Origin of the sequence: Kribbella italica, from assembly GCF_014205135.1 — a bacterium.
Taxonomy (GTDB): Bacteria; Actinomycetota; Actinomycetes; order Propionibacteriales; family Kribbellaceae; genus Kribbella; species Kribbella italica.
The window spans coordinates 2,721,775-2,743,749 of record NZ_JACHMY010000001.1 but is presented as its reverse complement, the minus strand read 5'-3'; the positions used below and the strand labels follow the sequence as shown (position 1 = coordinate 2,743,749).

Sequence of the window (21,975 nt, the reverse complement as noted above, 5' to 3'; positions counted from 1 at the left end):
CACGCCCGGTTCCGTCCTGCCATCGCGTCCGTTCGCCAGTCCACACCTACGGAAGGCCACCATGCCCCACGAGAACTCCACTCTTCTGCCCGCCGTCCGCTCGTTCCTGTCCTCGCCCAAGCAGCTGCTCATCGACGGTGAATGGGTGGATGCCAAGGACGGCAAGACCTTCGCCACCGTCAACCCCTCGACCGAGGAGGTGCTGGTCCAGGTCGCGCAGGCGTCGGCGGTCGACGTCGACCGCGCGGTCGTGGCGGCGCGGACCGCGTTCGAGTCGCCGTCACCCTGGTCGAAGCTGACACCTCGCGACCGCTCGCACCTGCTGTGGCGCATCGGTGACCTGATCGAGGCCCACGCCGACGAGCTGGCGCAACTGGAGGCGCTCGACAACGGCAAGCGCGTCGAGGCGGCTCGCGACGGGGACGTCGCGACTGCCGCCGAGCTGTTCCGCTACTTCGCGGGCTGGGCGACCAAGATGGAGGGCACCAGCATTCCGATGTCCGTGCCTGGGGCAGAGTTCCACGCCTACACCCGCCGTGAACCGATCGGCGTGGTCGCGGGCATCGTGCCGTGGAACTTCCCGTTGCTGATGGCCTGCTTCAAGATCGTCCCGGCCATCACCGCGGGCAACACCGTCATCCTCAAGCCGGCCGAGCAGACCCCGCTGACCGCGCTGCGCCTCGGCGAGCTTCTGCTCGAGGCCGGTGTGCCCGCCGGTGTCGTCAACGTCGTGCCCGGCTTCGGCGAGACCGGAGCCGCGCTGGTCGAGCACCACGGGGTCGACAAGGTCGCCTTCACCGGCAGCACCGAGGTCGGCAAGAAGATCGCCGCGGCCGCCTCGGGCAACCTGAAGAAGGTCTCGCTCGAGCTCGGCGGCAAGGCTCCCAACATCATCTTCAACGACGCGGACCTCGACGCCGCGGTCGCCGGTGCGGTGCTGGGTGGCTACTTCAACGAGGGCCAGTGCTGCGTCAACGGCTCGCGCCTGTACGTGCAGCGCGGCGTCTTCGACCAGGTCGTGGAGGGCGTGGCCGCGGCCGCGCGTGCCATCAAGGTCGGCGACGGCTTCGACCCCGGGTCCCACATGGGTCCGCTCGTCTCCGAGGAGCAGCACGCGAAGGTGCTCGGCTACATCCGCGGGGCGGTGCGGGAGGGCGCCGTACTCAACGCGGGCAGTGCCGACGCCGTCGGTGACCGCGGCTACTTCGTCGCGCCGACGCTGATCACCTCCGTGACCGAGCAGATGGCCGTGCAGACCGACGAGATCTTCGGCCCCGTCGTGACCGCGGTCCCCTTCGACACCGAGGACGAGGTGGTCGCGGCCGCCAACAACACGGTCTACGGCCTCGCGGCCGGAGTCTGGTCCAAGGATCTCGGGACCGCGCACCGCGTCGGCGGTCGCCTCCGCGCAGGCACGGTCTGGCTCAACACCTGGCACGCCGATGACGTCACCCTGCCGCGCGGTGGCTTCAAGCAGTCGGGCTGGGGCCGCGAACTCGGGTCGTTCGGTCTGGACGACTACACCGAGCTGAAGACCGTCATCGCCGAACTCCGCTGAACGTCATCTCCCTACCCGCGCCACCTCCGCCGATCCCAGGGTGACCTCACATGATCACAACCAGCAGATCAGCCCCCGTCCGCCTCTTCGCCCGCGTCGTCGCAGTGCTCGTCGCGCTGGCGCTCACCGTCGGTACGGCGGCCTCGGCCGCCGCCAAAGCTCCAGCCGCGGCCGTCGCCGCCGATGACGGCCAGCTCAACGTCCTGTTGTTCTACAAGCCCAACTTCCACGCCTCCAACGTGCAGGCGCGGCAGGCCGTGCGGGACCTGACCACCGAGCTCGGCACGCAGTACGGCCAGCCGGTGAACATCCAGGAGACCGACAGCCCGACGGCCTTCACCACCGACAACCTCGCCACCAAGGACGCCGTGGTCTTCGCGCAGACCGGCGGCGTGCTCTTCAACACCGAGCAACGCGCCGCGCTCGAGGCCTACATCCGCGGCGGCGGTGGCTACCTGGGCATCCACTACGCCGGCTGGTCGGTCGGCGAGAGCGAGCACGACGTCAACCCGTTCTACGCCCGCCTCGTCGGCGCCGTGTCCGAGGGGCATCCGGAGAACCCTGCCGTCCGACCGGGCCGAGTGTTCGCCCCCGATCCCAGCCACCCACTGACGCAGGGCCTGCCGGACAGCTTCACCCGCAGCGACGAGTGGTACGACTGGGTCGTCAACCCGGCGCCGAACGTCCGCACCCTGCTCCAGGCCGACGAGTCGTCGTACGGCGGGGGGCAGAACGGCACCCTGCACCCGATCACCTGGTGCCAGGAGATCGACGCCGGCCGGTCCTGGTACACCGGCATGGGTCACGAGGGCACGGCGTACGCCGAGCCGGTGATGCGGACCCAGATCAAGAACGGCATCGCGTACGCCGCCGGGCTGCTGCCCGCGGACTGCTCGCCGCCGGCCAAGGACAGCGCCGGCGCCTGGAGCGGCGTCACGCCGTGGCCGCTGATGCCGATCAACATGGCGCTGACCTCGGACGGCAAGGTGCAGTCCTTCGGCAGCGTCGGCGGCTGGGGCAACGACACCACGCCGTACGACTGGTCCGGCAACAGCTCGGTCACCCAGGGCGGCCAGATGGAGGTCGACGTCTGGAACCCAGCCGAGCCGAGGACCCTGGCGAACCTCCGCAACGGCATCCTGCCAAACACCACCTACACCGATCTGTTCTGTTCCATGCAGGTGCAGAGTCCCCACAATCACTCCACGATGACCGTCGGAGGTGACGACGGTCTGGGCGGCAACGCCCCCAACGACGGTGCCGTCGGCGTCACCAGTTACTCCACGAACAACGGGCTGCAGAACGAAGCGCCCATGAACTTCCCCCGCTGGTACCCGACCGGCACTACGATGCCCAACGGCGACGTCGTCGTTCAGGGTGGCAGCCTCCGCGGCGGGACGGGTGGGCCCGGCGTACTGACGCCGGAGATCTACACTCCGGACAACGGCTCCGGCTGGAAGACGCTGGACGGTGCCAAGAGCGCGGTGGCGTACGGCGACGGCGGATCCGATCATCCCGGAGCGGACGAGAACCGGTGGTGGTACCCCCGCGCGTTCGTCGCACCGGGAAGCGGCAACCTGTTCAACCTCAGTGGCACCCAGATGTTCGAGCTCAACCCCCAGGGCAACAACGGAACCGGCCAGCTGACGTTGCGTGGCACGCTTCCGGCCGGCATCGCCAACCAGGGTGCCAACGGCAACCCGGTCGGCGCGACCTCCACGGCCACGATGTACCGCCCCGGCAAGATCCTCCAGGTCGGCGGCGGCTGGTGGGGCAACGGCGGTGGCCCGGACGGCGCCCGTGCCGGCTTCACGGTCGACATCACCGGCGGTACGGCGAACCCGGTGATCGCCGCGACCGACCCGATGAAGTACCAGCGCCACTGGGCGACCTCGACGGTCCTTCCCGACGGCGACGTGCTCGTCACCGGTGGCGGACGCGAGAACAACGGCAACGGCGGGTACGTCACGAACGCCGAGATCTGGAATCCGGACAGCGGTGACTGGACCGAGGTCGCCGTGCCGTACGAGCACGCCCGGCTCTACCACTCCGCGGCCTTGCTGCTGCCCGACGGTCGGGTGATGCTCGGCGGTGGCGGCGCACCCGGCCCGCGGAACTACACCGACGTGGAGTACTACTCCCCGTCGTACCTCTTCGACGGCGACGAGCCGGCCCAGCGGCCGGTGATCACCACCGCGCCCGACAAGATCGGCTACAACGGAAACTTCCAGATCGCCGCGTCCGGCGGCGTCTCCCGCGTCACGCTGGTCCGCAACGGATCGGTGACGCACGGCTTCAACAACGACCAGAACTTCCAGGACCTGGCCTTCAGCCAGTCCGGTGGAACGGTCAACATCACGGCGCCGGCCGACGGCACCTACGCACCTCCCGGTGCCTACATGCTGTTCGTCTTCGACGCCGACGGCACCCCGTCGGTCGCGAAGATCGTGGACATCGACCCCACGGTGGCGATGGACCAGCGGACGCCGCAGGTCGTCGACCAGTTCGAGTACCCGCGGCTGCCGGCCGACTGGCGGGGTGGCAACCCGGCCCCGGTCGTCGATGTTGCCCCGGGCAACGGCCGGATGACGCCCTGGACGATCGAGAGCCAGGTCCAGCTCGTCCGCGGCGCCGCGGCCGGCCAGGGTGGCCTCGGTCTCACCGGCTACTACCTCGGCCTGGGCGCTTCGGGCAGTCTCGAACGCACGCTCAAGGGGCTCGACCCCGGGCGTGAGTACCGGATCTCCCTGCGGTACGCCCGCGACAGCCGGTCGGCTGCCGGAGCGGGGCCGGCAACGGCCGCGCTGTCGGTCGGTGACCTGAGTACCACGCTCACCGCCACGACGGACCTGCCCTCGACCGGCGCGTTCGCGACGTACGTCGGCACCTTCACGGCGGCGGCGCGTTCGCAGGCGCTCAGCCTGCAGGCCCCGGGAACCGGCGCCGGCCTGATGATCGACAACCTCGTGATCGTCGGCACCGACCCAGGAGCATCCGACGTCCCGGTGCAGTACGAGTTCGAGGAGGGCCAAGGTACGACGGCCGCCAACACGGGCAACGCCCGCGGGGCCGGGGCCGCGACCCTGACCGGAACGACCGGCTGGTCCGACAACGGAGTCTTCGGCAAGGCGATCAACCTGCCCGGCGGCAGCAACGCCAACGCGGTCGATCTGCCGGACAACCTGCTCCAGGGCGCGGCGAACTTCTCGACCGCCTTCTGGGTCCGCCCCGACACGTTGAACGACTGGATCGGTCTGTTCCAGCTCGGCGACGGGCTCGGCGACGCCGGGAGCTTCTTCCAGATCCAGATGCAGACCCAGGCGGCCGGGAACACCGGGCTCGCGGCCACCTTCAAGGCGAAGGGCAACGCTCTCCAGGAACGTGTCTACGCCAGTCCCACCAAGGATGTCGCGGTCAACCAGTGGAACCACGTGGCCTTCACCCGTCAGGGCGAGGTCGGCACGCTCTACCTCAACGGCGAGGCGATCGCGACCCGGGACAACCTGACGATCGACCTGGCCGACATCGGTCCCACGACCGACAACTGGCTGGGCCGCAACGGTTTCCCGGATCCGGCGTACGACGGCCTGATGGACGAGGTGCGGCTGTACACCTCCACCCTGACGGCGGCGGACGTGGCCGCGATGTACGCCGCGGGCTCGGCGCTGCGCACGACCACGACGGTCACGGTCGAGCCGGGTTCCCCGTCGCCGTTCGCCCAGCCGGTGACGGCCTCGGCGGTCATCACCGACGAGGCGGCGGCGAAGGCCAAGGGCACCGCCCAGCTGTGGGTCGACGGTTCCAGCGTCGGCTCGACGGTGACCGTCGCCGACGGAGCTGTCTCGTTCCCCGCGCTGACGTTGTCCCCGGGAGCGCACCAGATCGAGGTCCGCTTCCTCGGCGCGGAGGGCTGGCGTGACTCGTCGGCCACGGTGACCCACACGGTCGAGCGGCCACCGCCGGGTGAGGGAGTCCCGGTCCACTACACCTTCGACGAGGGTCAGGGCACCACCGGCGCCAACTCGGGGAACGACCCGTCGATCGGCCCGGCGAGCCTGCAGGGCGCGACGTCCTGGGCCGCAGGCCGGTTCGGCAGCGCGGTGTCGCTGCCGGGTGGCGCCTCGGGGACGGGCAACCAGGTCCGGCTCCCGGACAACATCGAGGCCGGTATGGACGAGGAGTTCACGGTGTCGATGTGGGCGCGTCCGGACGCGCTGCCGAACTGGGTGCCGCTGCTTCAGATCGGCAGCAGTACGGACACGTTCTTCCTGCTGCAGTCGTCGACGCAGGCGGCCGGGGCGACCGGGTTCGCCGCGACGTTCAAGGCACCCGGCAACGCGACGCAGGAGCGCCTCACCCTCGGTGGAGGCAACGACCTGCCGCTCAACGCGTGGACGCACGTCGTGTTCACGATGAGTGGTTCGACCGGCAAGATCTACTTCGACGGGCAGCTGAAGGCCACCCGTACCGACTTCACCCTCGGCATCGGCGATGTCGGCGTGGACGGCAACACCGCGGCCAACTTCATCGGAGGGACGAGCTGGCCGGATCCGAGGTTCGACGGCCTGGTCGACGACTTCCGGATGTACGGCTACGAACTCACCGCCGAGCAGGTCGCTGAGCTCGCCGCCGGTCCACCGGCCAACGTCGCTCCCGTCGGTGCGGCCGACGCCTACGGGACGGTGGAGGGCAAGCCCCTGACGGTCAGCGCGCCGGGGGTGCTCGCCAACGACACGGATGCCAATGGCAACGATCTGACGGCGGGCGGAGCCACCCAGCCGGCCAACGGCACGGTCACGCTGGCGGCCGACGGATCCTTCACCTACACGCCCAAGGCGGGGTTCTCGGGCACGGACACCTTCACCTACAAGGCTTCCGACGGGACCGCCGCCTCGGCGGCGACGACGGTGACCATCACGGTGGAGCCGGATGAGCAGCCGCCGGACAACACGGCCCCGGCCGCAGGTGAGGACGCCTACGAGACTGTTGCGAAGCAGCCGCTGGTGCTTCCGGCGCCGGGCGTCCTGGCGAACGACACCGACGCCGACGGTGACGTGCTCACGGCGATCGGTGCCACCCAGCCCGTCAACGGGACAGTGACCCTGTCCGCCGACGGGTCGTTCACCTACACACCCGACGCCGGCTTCACCGGCAAGGACGTCTTCTACTACCGCGCGGACGACGGGGAGGACGTTTCCGCTCGCACGAAGGTGACCATCACGGTGAAGGCCGACGGCGATGGTCTGACGACCACAGCGGTGGCGGGAGTCGCCGTACCCACGACGTACGGCGTGTCCGGAACTGTGTCGGTGGCAGTCTCCCCGGCCGAGGCCACCGGGACGGTCGAGCTGCTGCGGGGGACAGCCGTCCTGGCAACGGCCACGGTCGCCGGGGGGAGGGGGACCGTGGTGCTGTCCGCCAAGGCACTCCTGCCGGGGACCCACGACCTGACCCTGCGCTACGGCGGGGACTCTGCTCACCGGCCGTCCTCGTCGACGGTGCAGGTGGTCGTGGTGAAGGCGGTGCCGACGATGGAGGTCACCGCGGTGAAGGTGCCCGGCAACAAGGCGCGGATCACGGTGAAGCTGTCGGCGTCCGGCGCCGTACCGGTCACCGGCGAGGTCAGGGTCAAGATCAAGGGCGGTTCGACGCTCGTCGCCACGGTCAAGGACGGACGTGCGGTGTTCGTGTGGCCCAAGATCGCCAAGGACGGCCGGCTCACGCTGGCGGTCGCCTACCTCGGGAGTGAGTTGGTCGAGCCGGCGAACGCGGACCTCACCGTCAAGGTCCGCACCTAGCGCGACGGCACGGGCCCAGGGAACTGGGCCCGTGCCGTCGCGGGGCGCCGGTGCTTCCGGCTGATCAGCTCTTGTCCAGCGCGGACACCACCGCCGCGCGGGTGTCGTCCTCGCTGGCGAGCACTCCGCCGTTGGCGACGATGTCCGGGGTGATCTCGGTGAAGACCATCCGGACGTCCTGGAGCCGGGCGCCGAGCAACTCGACCGCGTTGGCGGCCACGGCCTCGGCGAAGGCCCGGCGTTGCTCCAGGGACCGGCCGGCCAGCAGTTCGACGGTGATGTTGGGCATGGAGGGCCTCTTCCAGTCGTGGTCGTCCACAAGGGTGACCGAGGTTCACTGATGTGAACGTCACGGTAGCGTGCGATTTCAGGGCTGAACAAGTCCCCGAGAAACGAGGATGTCGACATGTGGTGTGCAGCGAAGAAGTCCACTCGGGTCCGGGTCGACGATCGTGACCGCCGTCCGGTCCGGACCCGAACCTGCCGCATCCTGACGGCCGGAGCTGCCGTGGTACTCGGGTCGATCGGCCTGGCCACCCCGGCGAGCGCCCATGTGATCGTCACTCCCTCGACGACGGCGGCCGGCGCGAACGCCGTCCTCGAGTTCAGCGTCGCGCACGGGTGCGAGGACTCGCCGACCACCAGGATCACCATCCAGCTGCCGCCGCAGATCACCTCGGTCGCCCCCACCCGGACGGCGCTGTGGAAGGTCGAGAAGAAGCTGGAGAAGCTCGACCCACCGGTGGTCGATGCCCATGGCAACCAGATCGTCGAACGGGTCGCGTCGGTCACCTTCAGTACCGGTACTCCGCTCCCGGACGGCCAGCGCGAGGTGTTCGAGCTCGCCGTGCAACTGCCCGAGGCCGAGGGCACCAAACTTGCGTTCCCGACCATCCAGACCTGCGAGAAGGGTGAGTCGGCCTGGATCGAGGTCCCGCAGGACGGGCAGAACGTCGACCAGCTGGAGTTGCCTGCCCCAGAACTCGTCGTCTCGGCAGCGGCTGGTGGCGGGCACCACGGCGCGGCGTCCACAGTCGCGCACTCCGCTGGGGCAGCTGTCGCAGCGCCGGAGCCGAAGGGTAGCGACCCCCTGACGCTGGCCGCGCTGGCTGCCGGGATCTTCGGCTCGATCCTCGGTGGAGCAGCGCTCGTTCGGCAGCGCCGCCAGGCATGATCGGTGCGCGACCGCTACGACGCGGAGTTGCGGCGCTCCTGGTCCTGGTGTTGGCCACCGCGACACTCTTCGGCCTCGCCCAGCCGGCCAGCGCGCACGCCATCCTCGTCAGGACCGACCCGGCCGAAGGTGCGGTCCTGCAGGCTGCCCCCGACCGGATTCTGTTCACCTTCGACGAAGCCGTACGCGTCGTACCTGACGGTGTCCAGGCCTTCGACTCTCGGGGCGGACTGGTCGAGGTGTCCGCGACGGCGAAGGGCGCTGAGCTCGCGGTGGCCCTGCCAGAACCGCTGGGCAACGGCACGACGGTGATCGTCTGGCGGGTCGTCTCCGAGGACGGGCATCCCATCGGCGGCTCGCTCACCTTTTCCGTCGGCGCCCGCAGCGCGAACGTCACCCCACCTCCGAGCGACCCGGCCGAGGCTCCGGACGTCCCGGTGGCGCTGACCCTGGCCCGCTGGGTGGGCTATCTCGGCCTCTTCCTCGCGGCCGGGCTGATCGCCTTCGCCGCGCTGTTCCTGCCCGCCGATCCGCAGGCCGACCGTGCCCGTCGCCGGCTGGCCACCTCGGCGCGTACCGCCGCTGCTGTCGCGATCGTGGCCTGGCTTGCAGCGCTACCACTCACTGCGATCTACCTTCTCGACGGCGGCCTGAACTCGCTGAGCCGCGGCAGAACCTGGTCCTCGTTGCCGCCGACCGAGTACGTCGTACCCGCACTGGTCGTCGGTGGGTTGGCGCTAGCCGTGGCCTTGCTCGGTCGCGGGCTCCCGTCGCGGACGCGACGGGTCGCGGCGGTGGTGGCGGCCGCGGTCGCGGTGGTGGCCCCCGCGCTGACCGGGCACACCCGCGCGGCGAGTCCAGAGGTTCTCGTTACGGGGGTGGACGTATTCCACCTGCTCGCAGGCAGCGTCTGGCTCGGCGGGCTGGTCGCCTTGGCGCTGACGTTGCCTGACCTCTCCGGTCGTGGCGTCGTCGCGGCTACCGTGCTCGCCCGGTTCTCCACGGCGGCGGCCGGTGTTCTCGCGGTCCTGGTCGCCACCGGCTCGGTGCTGGCCTGGCGGATTCTCGGATCGTGGAGCGCCCTCCTCGACACAACCTACGGACAACTGCTCCTGGTCAAGATCGGCATCGTGCTGGTCGCTCTCGCCATCGCGGCCTGGAACAGGTGGTCGCTCCTCCCACGGCTGAAGCGGGCCACCAAGCAGCAGAGCCGGCGAGCGCGCTCCCGTCCGATCGTGCGCGCCACCGCGATCGAGAGCGCGATCCTCGTGGCCGCGCTGCTCGTCACCGGCTTCCTCGTCGACAAGAGCCCCGAGGGCGATCCAGTGCCGGCGAGCGCCGCGGCCAAGACCGACCCCGGCGTCCGTACGACGACGCTGGGCGACATCGGCGTACGGGCCACCTTGACGCCTCTCGGCGTGGGCTCCAACACCGTGACCATTCAGCTGAGCTCGGCCGCCGGGGATCCCACCGAGGGGGTCGCGCCGCCGGTGGTGCGCCTGGCGTCCGACCAGGTGGAGCTGGGCGCCGTTCCGCTGAAACAGGTGTCGGCCGGCCTCTACACGGCGCGCGTCGTGTTGCCTGCAGCCGGAACCTGGCGACTACAGATCTCGCTACGAGTCAGCGAGTTCGCCAACCCGGTGAGCGAGTTGGAGTTCGTCACCAAAGGATAGTTCGCGCTCCGAGGGGAGCGGCTGCTCCTACACGGTGTAGGACTGTTCTCTGGTTGTTCAACTTCCGGTTCCCCGGCGTGGATGCATTGCTGCCTAATGTTTTTAGGTCAGGCATTCGCCCCGGAAGGGAACCATGGACACTCCGCTCGCTGTCCGTGCTCGTGGGATCGAACAGGCTTTCGGCGAGGTCGTCGCGCTCGACGGCGTCGAGTTGACAGTGCCGGCCGGGCAGATCCATGGCCTGGTGGGACCGAACGGCGCGGGGAAGACCACGTTGCTCGGTCTGCTGCTCGGGTTGGCTGTCGCTGACAGCGGCAGCCTCGAGATTCTCGGTACGCCGGTCGGCCGCGCGCTCGCCGTCCCCGACGGCGTCGCCGGCTTCGTCGACGGGCCCGGGCTCTACCCGTCGCTCACAGCCCGGCAGAACCTGGCCGCACTGGCCGCCCTCCGGGGTGATGCCTCGATGGCCAAGGCGATCGACGACGTGCTGGCGCAGGTCGGGCTGACCGTCGTCGCCGACGACCGGACGCGCGGGTTCTCGCTCGGTATGCGTCAGCGCCTCGGTCTCGCGGCCGCGCTGCTCACCCAGCCGCGGTTGCTGATTCTCGACGAGCCGTCGAACGGTCTCGATCCGGCCGGCAAGAAGCAGGTGTACGGCGTACTGAAGCGGCTCGCCGCGGACGGTGCCGCGGTGGTGCTGTCCAGCCACCGGATGGACGACGTCGAGGCGCTGTGCAACGAGGTCACCATCCTGTCGACCGGCCGGGTCGCGTTCTCCGGTCCGCTCAGCAAACTGGCCGGCGAGAACAGCGAGCTGGACTACCGGATCGTCGCCTCCGACCCGCAGGCCGCTCGGGTGGTGGCCGGTACCACCGACGGCCTCCGGATCGGCGGTGACAGCAGCGACGAGGTGCTGGTCGTGTCCGGGCCGGTGCCCGTGCTGGACGAGCTGGTGAAGCGACTCGTTCACGCGGACATCGCGGTCCGTGAGCTGGTGCCGGTGGCGTCCCCGCTCGAGGCCGCGTTCCTCGCCCTGACCGAGCAGGAGACCAACTGATGACCGCGATCGCCGCTGAAGCTCCCGCGATCCACCGGGTCCCGGTCGCCCGAGGCTATCGCTTCGAGTTGGTCAAGCTCCTGTCGCAATGGCGGGTGCGTCTGCTGATCATCGCCTGCTGGATCGCGCCCGCGGTGTTCGTCGCCGTGGTGAGCCGGCAGGCTTCGCTCCCGGTCGACACCCTGTTCGGCCGGTGGATGCACGCGTCCGGCTGGGCCGGACCGCTGGTGCTGCTGGGGTTCTCGGGCTCGTGGGCGCTGCCGTTGCTGACCTCCTTGGTCGCCGGCGACGTCTTCGCCTCGGAGGACCGGCTCGGGACGTGGCGGCACCTGCTGGTCGCCGTACGGTCTCCGCGGCGGATCTTCGTGTCCAAGGCGTTCGCCAGCCTCACGGTGATCCTCTTGCTCGTTGCCGGCCTGGTCGCGTCGAGCGCGATCAGCGGGGTCGTTGTCGTCGGCAACCGAACGCTGACGGGCCTCGACGGACATCTGCTGTCACCGGGAGATGCGGCCGGCAAGGTCCTGCTCGCCTGGGCCTGTGCTCTCGCGCCGACCCTCGCCCTGGCCGCGATCGGCCTGCTCGGGTCGGTCGCACTCGGCCGGTCGCCGATGGGACTGCTGCTCCCGGCGCTGGTCGCACTGGCGATGCAGATCGTTCAGATGCTGCCGGTGCCCGTCGCCGTCCGACTTGCTCTGCCCGGGTACGGATTCATCAGCTGGAACGGGCTCTTCACGAGTCCCGGGCAGCTGAAACCACTCTTGATCGGCATGGTGGTCAGCCTGGTCTGGGCTCTCGTCGCGACCGGCCTGGCGTACTTCCTCTTCGTACGACGGGACTTCACGAACCCGTCGCACGACGGCTCCGGTCGCCTGGCGCTCGTCGCCGGTGCGCTGCCGCTCGTCGTGCTGTTCGGCCTCACCACGGCGGTGATGGCGCCCGTGGCCGGAGCGACCGGCTCGGGCATCGACCAGGACAAGGTGCAGCACGCACTCGCGACGGAGTTCGCCCACCTCTACCGCCTCCAGACCGAGCAACTCCACCGGCCCGCCGTCACCGAGGCGCAGTTGCAGAGCTCGGCCGCCTGTACCAAGGGCGGTGATCAGGTCGCTGCCGAAGGACCGGGCAACGACTGGCGCTGCGTCGTGTCCTGGCACGTGCCGGGCGTCGAGTCCGCCGGCTCGGCCATCTACCAACTCGACATCAATCCGGTCGGACGGTACGTCGCCGACGGGGACGGCCCGAAGGAAGTGAACGGCTATTTCCTGGTCCGCACCCCGAACGGCGACGAACCGAACCCGCTCTGGCAGTTCGACGGCTTGGTCGAACTGCTTCCGTCCACCCCCTGAAGGGACACCCTCATGCAGGTAACACGCCGCAGGCGTGACAAGGAGCGCAGGCCAGGCCTCCTCGGCCGACGCGCCACCGTCGTGACGGCCGGTACGACGGCGCTCGCCGCCGCCCTGGCCGGGACGGCGGTCGCCTCGACCACGCAGTTCGGGACCGACCGCGTCGGTCAGGTGACCGGCGACGGCCAGGTCGTGTCCAGCGACCAGTACGTCGCGCCGTACGGCGACCGCCTGCTGCTGCAGAAGGGCAAGATCATGTCGTCGACGGTCAGCCCCGACGGCAGCCGTCTGACCGCGTCGATCACCGACGGCGGGATGGCGGTGGCGGTCGTCGACCTGAAGAACTGGAAGGTACAGCAGTACGTCGGCAACAACGCCGCCGCGGACCTGCGCATCCCGGGCAACGACATCGGACAGGAAGGCCCGACGTACTCGCCCGACGGTACGCAGTTGTGGCTCGGTCAGACCGACGGCTATCGCCGGTTCACCGTCAAGCCGGACGGCTCGCTCGCCGACCCGACGTTCGTCACGATCGCGGCCGACGGCGCGAAGCATGCGCTGGTCGGCGAAGCCGTCTTCTCGGCCGACAGCTCGACCGTGTACTCCGCGGTCAATGGCCAGAACCGCGTCGTCGCGATCGACACGGCGACCGGTTCGATCAAGCAGAGCTGGGCGGTCGGCAACGCCCCGCGTGACCTGGTCCAGGTCGGCTCGAAGCTCTACGTCAGCAACGAGGGCGGCCGTCCGGCCAGGCCGGGGGAGCCGACGATCAACTCGTACGGCACGCAGGTGCCCGCGTCGCAGGTGACCGCCGCGACCACGACCGGCACGGTCAGCGTGATCGACCTCGGGCACCAGAAGGCGAAGCCGGCGAGCATTACGGTCGGCCTGCACCCGACCGCGCTGTACGCGAAGAACGGCGCGCTGTTCGTCACCAACACGGCGACGAACTCCGTCTCGGTGATCGACACCCGCCGCGACAAGGTGATGCAGACCATCGCGACCCAGCCCTGGACGGAAGCCTCGGTGGGCTACGAGCCCAACGGCGTGACGCTGACCCAGGACGGTCACCTGCTGGTGACGCTGGGCCGCGCGAACGCCGTTGCCGTCTACAAGTACCGGAACGCGTTGGAGCCGGTGAGCTACGTCGGGCTGCTGCCGACGGACTACTTCCCGGCCGAGATCACCACCGTCGGCAAGGACGTCCTGGTCACCAACACCCGCGGCATCGACGCTCGCCGGACCACCACGGCGGCCGGCCACGCGACGCACGACACGACGTCAAGCCTGACCAAGTTCCGGCTGCCCGACGACCACGCGATCAAGGCCGAGACGGCCAAGGTGTTCGCGCAGAACGGCTGGACCAAGGGCGCCGCACAGGTCGCGAACAAGGGGCGTGGGCACACCAAACCCGTTCCGGTTCCGGCGCGGCTCGGCGACCCGTCGACGATCAAGCACGTCTTCCTGATCGTCAAGGAGAACCGCACGTACGACCAGTTGTTCGGTGACATTGCCGAGGGCAACGGCGACCCGGCGCTCGCGCAGTACGGCGAGAACGTGACGCCGAACCAGCACGCGATGACCAAGCAGTTCGGCCTCTACGACAACACCTACGACGTCGGCACGAACTCCGCCGAGGGCCACAACTGGCTGATGCAGGCCGACAACCCGGAGTACACCGAGTCATCGGCCGGTGAGTACCTGCGCAGCTACGACACCGAGGACGATGCCCTCGGCCACCAGCGCACCGGGTTCATCTGGACCGGTGTGCAGGCGACCGGCAAGACCGTGCGCGACTTCGGTGAGTTCCAGCAGTTCCTCACCAAGCCGGCCGGGGCGACCTGGCAGAACCTGTACTGCGACACCAAGAACATGGCCGCGACCGGGCAGAGCACGGCGTACCCGCTGGTGTCCTCGTCGCCGATCCCGTCGCTGAACGAGGTGTCGGTGCACGGCTTCCCGAAGTTCGACACCGACGTCCCGGACCTGTACCGGTACGAGATCTGGAAGCGTGACTTCGCGAAGCACGGCCCGGCGAACCTGAACATGTTCTGGCTGTCCAGCGACCACACCGGCGGCCCGCCGAACGGCGCCGCCCAGGTCGCCGACAACGACCTGGCCACCGGCAAGATCATCGACCAGATCTCGCACAGCAAGTACTGGAAGGACTCCGCGATCTTCGTCGTCGAGGACGACTCCCAGGCCGGCCTGGACCACGTCGACGGGCACCGGGCGCCGATCCAGATCATCAGCCCGTACGCGCGGCACGGCGTCGTCGACAGCCGGTACTACACCCAGATCACGATGATCCGCACGATCGAGCAGATTCTCGGCGTGAAGCCGATGAACCAGAAGGACACCGCGGCCACCCCGATGGCCTCCGCGTTCACCGAGCGACCCGATCTCACGCCGTTCAACGCCGTCCCGAACCGGACCTCGCTGACCGCGGGCCTGGCCACACCACCGCCGTGTGGCGCGGACGTCCCCGCGGCACAGAACCCGAACGCAGCGCCCGCGCCGAAGGCCGTCGTACCGGCGGACCAGCAGACGGTCGCAGCACAGTGGGACAGCTGGAAGACCCAGCAGAAGCTCACCGGGCCCGACGCCCGCGCGGACTTCGCGAACCCGGCCCAGATGAACCACTTCGACTGGTACCAGGTGCACGACTGGTCGACGCCGTACCCCGGCGAGGACAAGATCTTCGCCCCGGCCGACGTACCGGGCGCGGTGATCCCGTCAGCGGAGAACGACGGCTGAGGCGCTGACGCCGAAGCTGCACCTAGGCTTGCCTTCGTGACCGAGAAGGGTGGACGGCGGGGAGCCGGTGAACTGGAGGCGCAGGTGATGGCCGCGCTGTGGGCGTCGCGCTCCCCGCTGACGACGTCCGAGGTGCAGGCGCAGGTCGGCGACGGGCTGGCGTACAACACTGTTCAGACGATCCTGACTCGGCTGGCGGCGAAGGGAGTGCTCGAGCGGGCCGAGCGGGGGCGTGCGCACGTCTACTGGCCGATCAAGGACGAGGCGTCGTCGGTCGCCGCACAGTTGCGGACGACGCTGAGCGGGGTCGGGGACCGGGAGAAGGTGCTGCGCGAATTCGCCGCCGGACTGGATGACGACGAGGCGCAGATCCTGCAGCAGTGGCTGTCGAGTCGGCCGGAGGAGGGGTCGTGAGGATCTGGGTCTACTTGCCCCTGGTGCTGAGCTTCCTGTTCCCGTGGGCCACGCAGTGGATGGCCGACCTGTTGTCGCCTGCTGCGGCGGTACGGCTGGCGACGGCCGGCGCTGCTGTTGCCGCGCTCGCCTCCACGTGCAGCCTGACGCTGCTCTCGTTGACGTTGTTCGACGATTTGCCGCCGCTGAACGCCTTCGACAACCGGCCCGAGCTCGGCCTGCCGAAGCCAGTCCCGGGTTGGCTCGCGTCGATCGCGGCGCTGGTTCTGCTCGCCGGGACGGTCCGCCTTCTCCGTGAGGCCGTACGCCGTCGCCGCGCGGTCGGTGAACTGCGCGCGGTCGGTGCGCCGTACGGCGGGCTCGTGGTCGCCGACCTGCCCGAGCCGTTCGCGGTCGCGATCCCGGGCCGGCCGGGGCACGTGCTGGTGACCTCGGGGATGCTGAGCCTGCTGGACCCGGTCGAGCGGAAGGTGCTGCTCGCGCACGAGCGCTCGCACCTGAACCGGCGGCACCACTTCCTGGTCGCGATCGCGGCGTCCTCGGCGGCGATGAACCCGCTGCTGACCAAGCTCGCGAGCCTGATCACGTACCTGGCCGAACGGTCGGCCGACGAGGACGCGGCCGCCGAGGTCGGCGACCGGACGGTGGTTGCGCGCGCGGTGGCGAAGGCGTCGGTGGCGGGATCCGGGCGAGGGCCGGCGCCGGCGCTCGGGTTGCACGGGTCGACGGCGGTCGAGCGAGTTGCGGCGATCGCCGGTCCTGAGCCGGCGAGTCGGTGGCGGGGTAGTACGGGCGTCGCGGCGCTTGCCGTCGTACAGGTTGCGGTGAGTGCGGTGGCGATCGTCCAGTTCGTCAGCGTGGCCGAAGCGTGGCTCGGGATGTTGTTCAGCTGATCCGGGCATGACCTGGCTTGACCCTGACATCGACGAGCTTGGCCGGTCACCGGTGCCGCCGTCGCCGTCTTGTCCGTCGACGACAGCACTCGTCGGGGTACTGAACGACGTTGCAAGCGCACTCGACAGCCCCATTTCCCGTGTTGTCAGGTGGATCGCTTGTTGACCGTGGGTGGTCCTGTGTTGACAGGCCGACACCCTGGTCAGTTCTTTCGCGGCCTGGCCGAGCCGGCCGATCGGTGGGTGGCTGCGGGCAGGGGCCGCCCGGTGTAGCGTGCGGCGTGCCCGGCGCGCAGAGGGCGTGGCGGTACTACTCGTGAGCCGGACTGGCAGTAGGGAAGATGGCGATGACGGACGACCTCTTGTCGGTGGCGCAGGAGCTCGCTGAGGTCGGGCGGCTGGTTGACGGCGACGATGTCGCCGCGGTGCTGGAGCGGTTCGGTCGACGGGTCGTCGCCACGGTCGCGGACTGTTCGGAGGCGGTGATCGTGGTCAACAGCGCTGATGGTCCGGAGGCGGTCGCCAGGACCGGCAGCGACGAACAGGACGAGGCCACGGAGTCGGCGCTGTTGGCGGCGATGCTGGAGGTGGCCGGGCCGGTCTCACAGGTTCTCACCTATGCCGAACCGCACCGTATCCGCGACACCATGACCGACCCGCGGTGGCCACGGTTCTCCCAGGCCGCTCTCGCGGCCGGCTATCGCAGCACCGTGTGGTTGCCGCTGCCGACCAGCAACGACCTCGGCGCCGCCATCGGACTGTTCTCGGCCAAGCCGAACGCGTTCGACGCTTTGAGCTACGACCTGGTGTTGCTGTTCACCCTGCACGCGGGTGTTGCCTTCGACAACGTGCAACTGTTCACCGACAGCCGGTCCCTGATCGAGCAGTTGCAGACCGCGCTCGGTACCCGGACGGTCATCGGGCAGGCTCAGGGCATTGTGATGCGCCGTTACGGGGTCAGCGCTGATATCGCGCAGGTGATCCTGGCCCGCGGTTCCCAGAACAGCAACACCAAACTCCGCATCGTCGCGGGCGACCTGGTCAAGGCCCAGGAACAGGGCAGCCTGGTCACGGCGCTGAGACGTTACGGGCTCGGCTCCGGTCCCGCGGACGCGGGCGATGAGCCCGTCGGATCCTACGCCTGAAGCATTTGCCCACAGGCAGGTCATGGGCGTTGAGCAGCCAGGGGTCCATGGTCCGCGGTACCTGTGGGAGTTGACAGGCGAATATAGCTCAGTGATCATTGAGTCAATGAACACTGAGGAGATGTCGAGAGCCTGGCGGGCGCGGGTGCATGCCGCGCTTGGTGATCCGGCGCGGCTGGCCATCGTGGACGCGTTGACGGTCGGAGACGCGGCGCCGGGTGAGCTGGGCGTGCTGCTCGAGATGCCGACCAACCTCGTGGCCCACCACCTGAAGGTGCTTCAGGAGGCCGAGTTGGTGGTACGTACGCGGTCGGAGGGTGACCATCGGCGGACCTACGTCCGGCTGGTGCCCGCAACGCTGGCGGGGATTGCGAGTCCTTCGCTGAGCGACGTGCCGCGGGTGGTTTTCGTGTGTACACACAACTCGGCGCGTTCGCAGCTGGCGGCGGCGATCTGGTCGCGATGCAGTCGTGTTCCGGCGGTCTCCGCCGGGACACGACCCGCGGAGCGGGTGCATCCGCGGGCGGCCAAGATCGCGCGACGGCACGGACTCGAGACCGACGCCTGGCGGACGGCTCAGGTCAACGACGTCGTGAGCGCCGACGATCTGGTCATCGCGGTGTGCGACATCGCCTACGAGGGCCTGCCGGCCGAGGCGCGGCCGCGGGTGCACTGGTCGGTGCCGGATCCGGCGCCTGCCGACACCGATGCGGCCTTCGAGGCTGCCTACAGCGAGATCGCCGGCCGGATCGATCGGCTGGTGCCACTGGTTTCGCCCACTGGGGCGAGAGGTTCAAGGAGCCGAGCATGACCGAAGTTGCCGGGTACGAACGCGAAGACCTGTCCATCGACCAGCACCTTGCCCTGCGTACGGCGTCGTACCGGCTGGGGGAGCAGTTCGCCGGGATCTACGGACCGGAGACGATCGAGCGGTTCCTGCACTCCAGCTACGACCAGTTCGCGACCGGCAGTACCGTCCCGAACTTCCTTCCGCTGCTGGCGGAGCGGTTCGCGCGTCAGCGGCTGACCGCGTTGGCGCGGGTGGAGGGGCACCATGACGACGGCCGTCCGGTGGTGCTGTTCCTGTGTGTTCACAACGCCGGCCGGTCGCAGATGGCGCTCGGCTTCTTCGAGCATCTGGTCGGTGACCGCGCGATCGGCTGGTCGGGTGGCTCGGAGCCCGGGATCGAGGTGAACGACGCCGCGGTCGCGTCGATGGCCGAGCGCGGGATCGACATCTCCACCGAGTTCCCGAAGCCCTGGACCGACGAAGTGGTGCGTGCCGCCGACGTCGTGATCAGCATGGGGTGTGGCGACGCGTGCCCGATCTTCCCCGGCAAGCGGTACGAGGACTGGCCGATCGATGACCCGGCCGGCCTGGAGGTCGCCGACATCCGGCCGATCCGGGACGAGGTCGAGCGGCGGGTGCGCCAGTTGCTCGACGAGCTCGAGGTACCGGCGGGTCGCGGGTGAACGCCATTCCCTTGTGGCGACGAGTGGTTGCCGAAGGCATCGGGACCGGGCTGCTGGTGACCGTTGTGGTCGGATCCGGCATCGCTGCCGCGTCGTTGTCCCCGAACGATGTCGGCCTGCAGTTGCTGGAGAACGCCTTCGCCACCGCGCTCGGCCTGGCTGTGCTCATCCTGATGATCGGGCCGGTGTCGGGCGCCCACTTCAACCCGGTGGTCTCGGTGGTCGACTGGTGGATCGGGCGCCGCAGCGGTGCCGGCCTCACGCCCACCGACCTAGCGGCCTACATCCCCGCGCAGATCGGTGGCGCCGTCCTCGGCGCCGTGCTGGCCAACCTCATGTACGACGAAGCGGCCGTGTCCTGGTCGACGACCGATCGCACCGCGGGTCATCTCCTGATCGGTGAGGTGGTCGCGACGGCCGGGCTCATCGTCCTGATCTTCGCGCTCGCGGCGTCCGGCCGGGCCGCGGTCGCGCCGGCGGCGGTCGGGGCGTACATCGGTTCGGCGTACTGGTTCACCTCCTCGACCTCGTTCGCCAACCCGGCGGTCTCGATCGGGCGCGCGTTCAGCGACACTTTCGCCGGTATCGCGCCGGGCTCGCTGCCAGGCTTCGTGATCGCCCAGGTGATCGGAGCTGCCGTCGGTGTCGGACTCCTCAGACTGCTCTACCCCGCGGCCGGACGAGCGGCCGACGATGTCGTGACCCCACACACCGAAAACCCTGCGACTGCTGGAGTATCCAAGTGAGCAAGCCAAGCGTTCTCTTCGTCTGCGTCCACAACGCCGGCCGGTCCCAGATGGCCGCGGGCTGGTTGCGGGAGCTGGCCGGCGACACCGTCGAGGTGCGGTCGGCCGGCTCCGCGCCGCGCGACCAGATCAACCCGATCGCGGTCGAGGCGATGAAAGAGGTCGGCATCGACATCACCGGGGCGATCCCGCAGCTCCTCCAGACCGAGACCGTCCGCGAGAGCGACGTCATCGTGACCATGGGCTGTGGCGACGCCTGCCCGATCTTCCCGGGCAAGCGGTACGAGGACTGGGAACTCACCGACCCGGCCGGGCAGCCGATCGAGGTCGTCCGCCAGGTCCGCGACGAGATCCGCGCCCGGGTCGAGAAGCTGGTCGGCGAACTGCAGATCGCCTGACGGCTTCACGGCGAATCGCTGTCGACGTGAGCGCGGTGCCGTCAGTCGCGATGGTTGAGGCCGGCGACCAACTCGCGGGCGGTGCGGCCGGCGCCGATGAGCGTCGCCGACGCCGGTCCTGTCCAATCGCCGTAGCCGATCAGATGCAGGCGGGGTTCTTTGATCGAGCGGGTGCCGTCCATCGGGATGTTGCCTTCCGGTCCCCGGAGGCCGAGTGGGGCGAGGTGGCCGAGTGCCGGCCGGAAGCCGGTGCACCAGATGATTGCGTCGTGCGTGGACTTGGTGCCGTCTTGCCACCGGACTCCGTCCTCGACCAGCCGGGCGAACGGCTCCCGAGCATGCAGTACGCCGCGCTCGCGCGCAGCCCGGACGCTCGCGACCATCACGATGTCGCCGAGCCCGGAGACACCAGCGGTGTCGGGTTCGCCGAGCTGCCGCGCGCGATGCCTGCTGGTGGCGATCTCGAACAGGGCGCGGCCATCGACGTCATCGGGCAGAAACAGTGGCGGTCGAAGCGTCACCCAGGTCGTGGCGGCGACCTCCGAGATCTCGGCGAGGATCTGCGCGGCCGAGTTGCCGCCGCCGACGATCAGCACACGTTGGCCGACGAAGTCGTTCGCGTTCCGGTAGTCGGCCGTGTGGAGCTGCCGGCCGGTGAACGATCCAGGATAGGTCGGCACGAACGGTCTCGACCACGTGCCGGTCGCCGATACCACATGTTCGGCCAGCCACTCGCCATCGGTGCTGCCAACCCTAAGGCGTTCGCTCTCGCCCTTCACGGAGCTGACCGCGACGGATCGGTGTACGTCGAGCTCGTAGCGCTTCTCGTACTGCGTCAGGTAGTCGATGACGTGCGCTGCCAGCGGATAGCCGGAATCCCCGGTCCACGGAGGCATCATCCAGCCCGGCAGGGACGAGTATTGCGTCGGAGAAAACGTCCGCAGCGTCGGCCACATCCGGGCCCACGCACCGCCGGGCTGCTCGGCTGCGTCGAGGATCACGAAGTCCTCGCCGGGGATCAGGCCGGAGCGGCGCAGGTAGAAGCCGGTGGCCATGCCCGCCTGGCCGCCACCGATCACGACGAAGCGGACCTCGCGTTGCGACGGGCTCACGTCAGTGGGGTCCGGAGCATCAGCCCGCGGTGGGGGCTGGGACCGACAGCAGGGTCGACATCCAGGTCAGGCGTTCAGGCAGCGGCCAGTAGTAGACCCAGGTGCCGCGTCGCTCGCAGTCGACCAGCCCGGCTTCCCGCAGGACCTTCAGGTGGTGGGAGATCGTCGGGCCGGACACGTCGAACTGGGGCGTGAGGTCGCAGACGCAGACCTCGTCGGCGGCCGAGGCGATGATCGACATCAGCCGCAGCCGGATCGGGTCGGCCAGCGCCTTGAACACCGATGCACCCTCGGCCGCGGCGGCACCGTCGAGGGCCGCGTCCATGATCGGGACGCAGCACCCGCCGACGGGTTCGAGGGACAGCTGCTGTTTTGACATACATCTATCTTGACTTACGTCTAATCAAGAGGCAAGGTGGGGTTCGTTGATT

Annotated in this window: 17 protein-coding genes; 14 read left to right on the top strand and 3 right to left on the bottom strand. The window is 69.4% G+C overall.

What is annotated here, in order from left to right; all coding sequences use genetic code 11:
• The first annotated feature begins 61 nt into the window (after positions 1 to 61).
• Together HDA39_RS12705 and HDA39_RS12700 are read left to right on the top strand one after the other, a co-directional pair.
• A complete protein-coding gene (locus HDA39_RS12705) occupies positions 62 to 1,558 on the top strand; it encodes an aldehyde dehydrogenase family protein (RefSeq protein ID WP_184795424.1) in 1,497 nt (498 codons plus the stop codon).
• Between the two features lie 50 nt (positions 1,559 to 1,608).
• Complete coding sequence (locus HDA39_RS12700; RefSeq protein WP_184795423.1) at positions 1,609 to 7,356, top strand: LamG-like jellyroll fold domain-containing protein; 5,748 nt, start codon at positions 1,609 to 1,611, stop codon at positions 7,354 to 7,356.
• Positions 7,357 to 7,420: 64 nt separating this feature from the next.
• Here the strand turns inward: HDA39_RS12700 and HDA39_RS12695 are convergent, their stop codons facing one another.
• Complete coding sequence (locus tag HDA39_RS12695; protein WP_184795422.1) at positions 7,421 to 7,645, bottom strand: tautomerase family protein; 225 nt, start codon at positions 7,643 to 7,645, stop codon at positions 7,421 to 7,423.
• 117 nt (positions 7,646 to 7,762) lie between these two features.
• Between HDA39_RS12695 and HDA39_RS12690 the strand changes: the two genes are divergently transcribed.
• The 12 genes from HDA39_RS12690 (at position 7,763) to HDA39_RS12635 (ending at position 20,432) form a co-directional block, all read left to right on the top strand.
• Positions 7,763 to 8,530 (top strand): YcnI family copper-binding membrane protein, encoded by a 768-nt coding sequence (locus HDA39_RS12690; RefSeq protein ID WP_184795421.1) that lies wholly within the window; start codon positions 7,763 to 7,765, stop codon positions 8,528 to 8,530.
• A 47-nt stretch (positions 8,531 to 8,577) separates the two neighbouring features.
• Entirely contained in the window at positions 8,578 to 10,203 is a 1,626-nt protein-coding gene (locus tag HDA39_RS12685; RefSeq protein WP_337925725.1) for a copper resistance CopC/CopD family protein, read from the top strand.
• A 133-nt stretch (positions 10,204 to 10,336) separates the two neighbouring features.
• Positions 10,337 to 11,260, top strand: a complete 924-nt coding sequence (locus HDA39_RS12680; protein ID WP_184795419.1) for an ABC transporter ATP-binding protein — start codon at positions 10,337 to 10,339, stop codon at positions 11,258 to 11,260.
• The gene (locus HDA39_RS12675; RefSeq protein WP_184795418.1) at positions 11,260 to 12,606 is read left to right on the top strand and encodes an ABC transporter permease; all 1,347 of its coding nucleotides are present in this window, start codon (positions 11,260 to 11,262) and stop codon (positions 12,604 to 12,606) included. The genes HDA39_RS12680 and HDA39_RS12675 overlap by 1 nt, the downstream gene beginning before the upstream one ends.
• A 12-nt stretch (positions 12,607 to 12,618) precedes the next feature.
• Positions 12,619 to 15,363: an alkaline phosphatase family protein gene (locus HDA39_RS12670; RefSeq protein WP_184795417.1), complete on the top strand. Its 2,745-nt coding sequence runs from the start codon at positions 12,619 to 12,621 to the stop codon at positions 15,361 to 15,363.
• Positions 15,364 to 15,399: 36 nt separating this feature from the next.
• On the top strand, positions 15,400 to 15,777 hold the full coding sequence (locus HDA39_RS12665; protein WP_202892979.1) for a BlaI/MecI/CopY family transcriptional regulator: 378 nt from the start codon (positions 15,400 to 15,402) through the stop codon (positions 15,775 to 15,777).
• A complete protein-coding gene (locus HDA39_RS43200; RefSeq protein ID WP_184795416.1) occupies positions 15,774 to 16,670 on the top strand; it encodes a M48 family metalloprotease in 897 nt (298 codons plus the stop codon). The genes HDA39_RS12665 and HDA39_RS43200 overlap by 4 nt, the downstream gene beginning before the upstream one ends.
• A gap of 368 nt (positions 16,671 to 17,038) precedes the next feature.
• Positions 17,039 to 17,815, top strand: coding sequence for an ANTAR domain-containing protein (locus tag HDA39_RS12655; protein WP_184795415.1), 777 nt, complete (start codon positions 17,039 to 17,041; stop codon positions 17,813 to 17,815).
• 145 nt (positions 17,816 to 17,960) lie between these two features.
• On the top strand, positions 17,961 to 18,626 hold the full coding sequence (locus HDA39_RS12650; protein WP_337925724.1) for an arsenate reductase/protein-tyrosine-phosphatase family protein: 666 nt from the start codon (positions 17,961 to 17,963) through the stop codon (positions 18,624 to 18,626).
• The gene (locus tag HDA39_RS12645; RefSeq protein ID WP_184795414.1) at positions 18,623 to 19,288 is read left to right on the top strand and encodes an arsenate reductase ArsC; all 666 of its coding nucleotides are present in this window, start codon (positions 18,623 to 18,625) and stop codon (positions 19,286 to 19,288) included. The genes HDA39_RS12650 and HDA39_RS12645 overlap by 4 nt, the downstream gene beginning before the upstream one ends.
• Positions 19,285 to 20,034: an aquaporin gene (locus HDA39_RS12640; protein WP_184795413.1), complete on the top strand. Its 750-nt coding sequence runs from the start codon at positions 19,285 to 19,287 to the stop codon at positions 20,032 to 20,034. Before HDA39_RS12645 ends, HDA39_RS12640 begins: the two co-directional genes overlap by 4 nt.
• On the top strand, positions 20,031 to 20,432 hold the full coding sequence (locus HDA39_RS12635; protein WP_184795412.1) for an arsenate reductase ArsC: 402 nt from the start codon (positions 20,031 to 20,033) through the stop codon (positions 20,430 to 20,432). Before HDA39_RS12640 ends, HDA39_RS12635 begins: the two co-directional genes overlap by 4 nt.
• A gap of 41 nt (positions 20,433 to 20,473) precedes the next feature.
• Here the strand turns inward: HDA39_RS12635 and HDA39_RS12630 are convergent, their stop codons facing one another.
• Together HDA39_RS12630 and HDA39_RS12625 are read right to left on the bottom strand one after the other, a co-directional pair.
• A complete protein-coding gene (locus HDA39_RS12630; RefSeq protein WP_337925723.1) occupies positions 20,474 to 21,544 on the bottom strand; it encodes an ArsO family NAD(P)H-dependent flavin-containing monooxygenase in 1,071 nt (356 codons plus the stop codon).
• Between the two features lie 19 nt (positions 21,545 to 21,563).
• Positions 21,564 to 21,923, bottom strand: a complete 360-nt coding sequence (locus HDA39_RS12625; protein WP_184795411.1) for an ArsR/SmtB family transcription factor — start codon at positions 21,921 to 21,923, stop codon at positions 21,564 to 21,566.
• Positions 21,924 to 21,975: the final 52 nt, after the last annotated feature.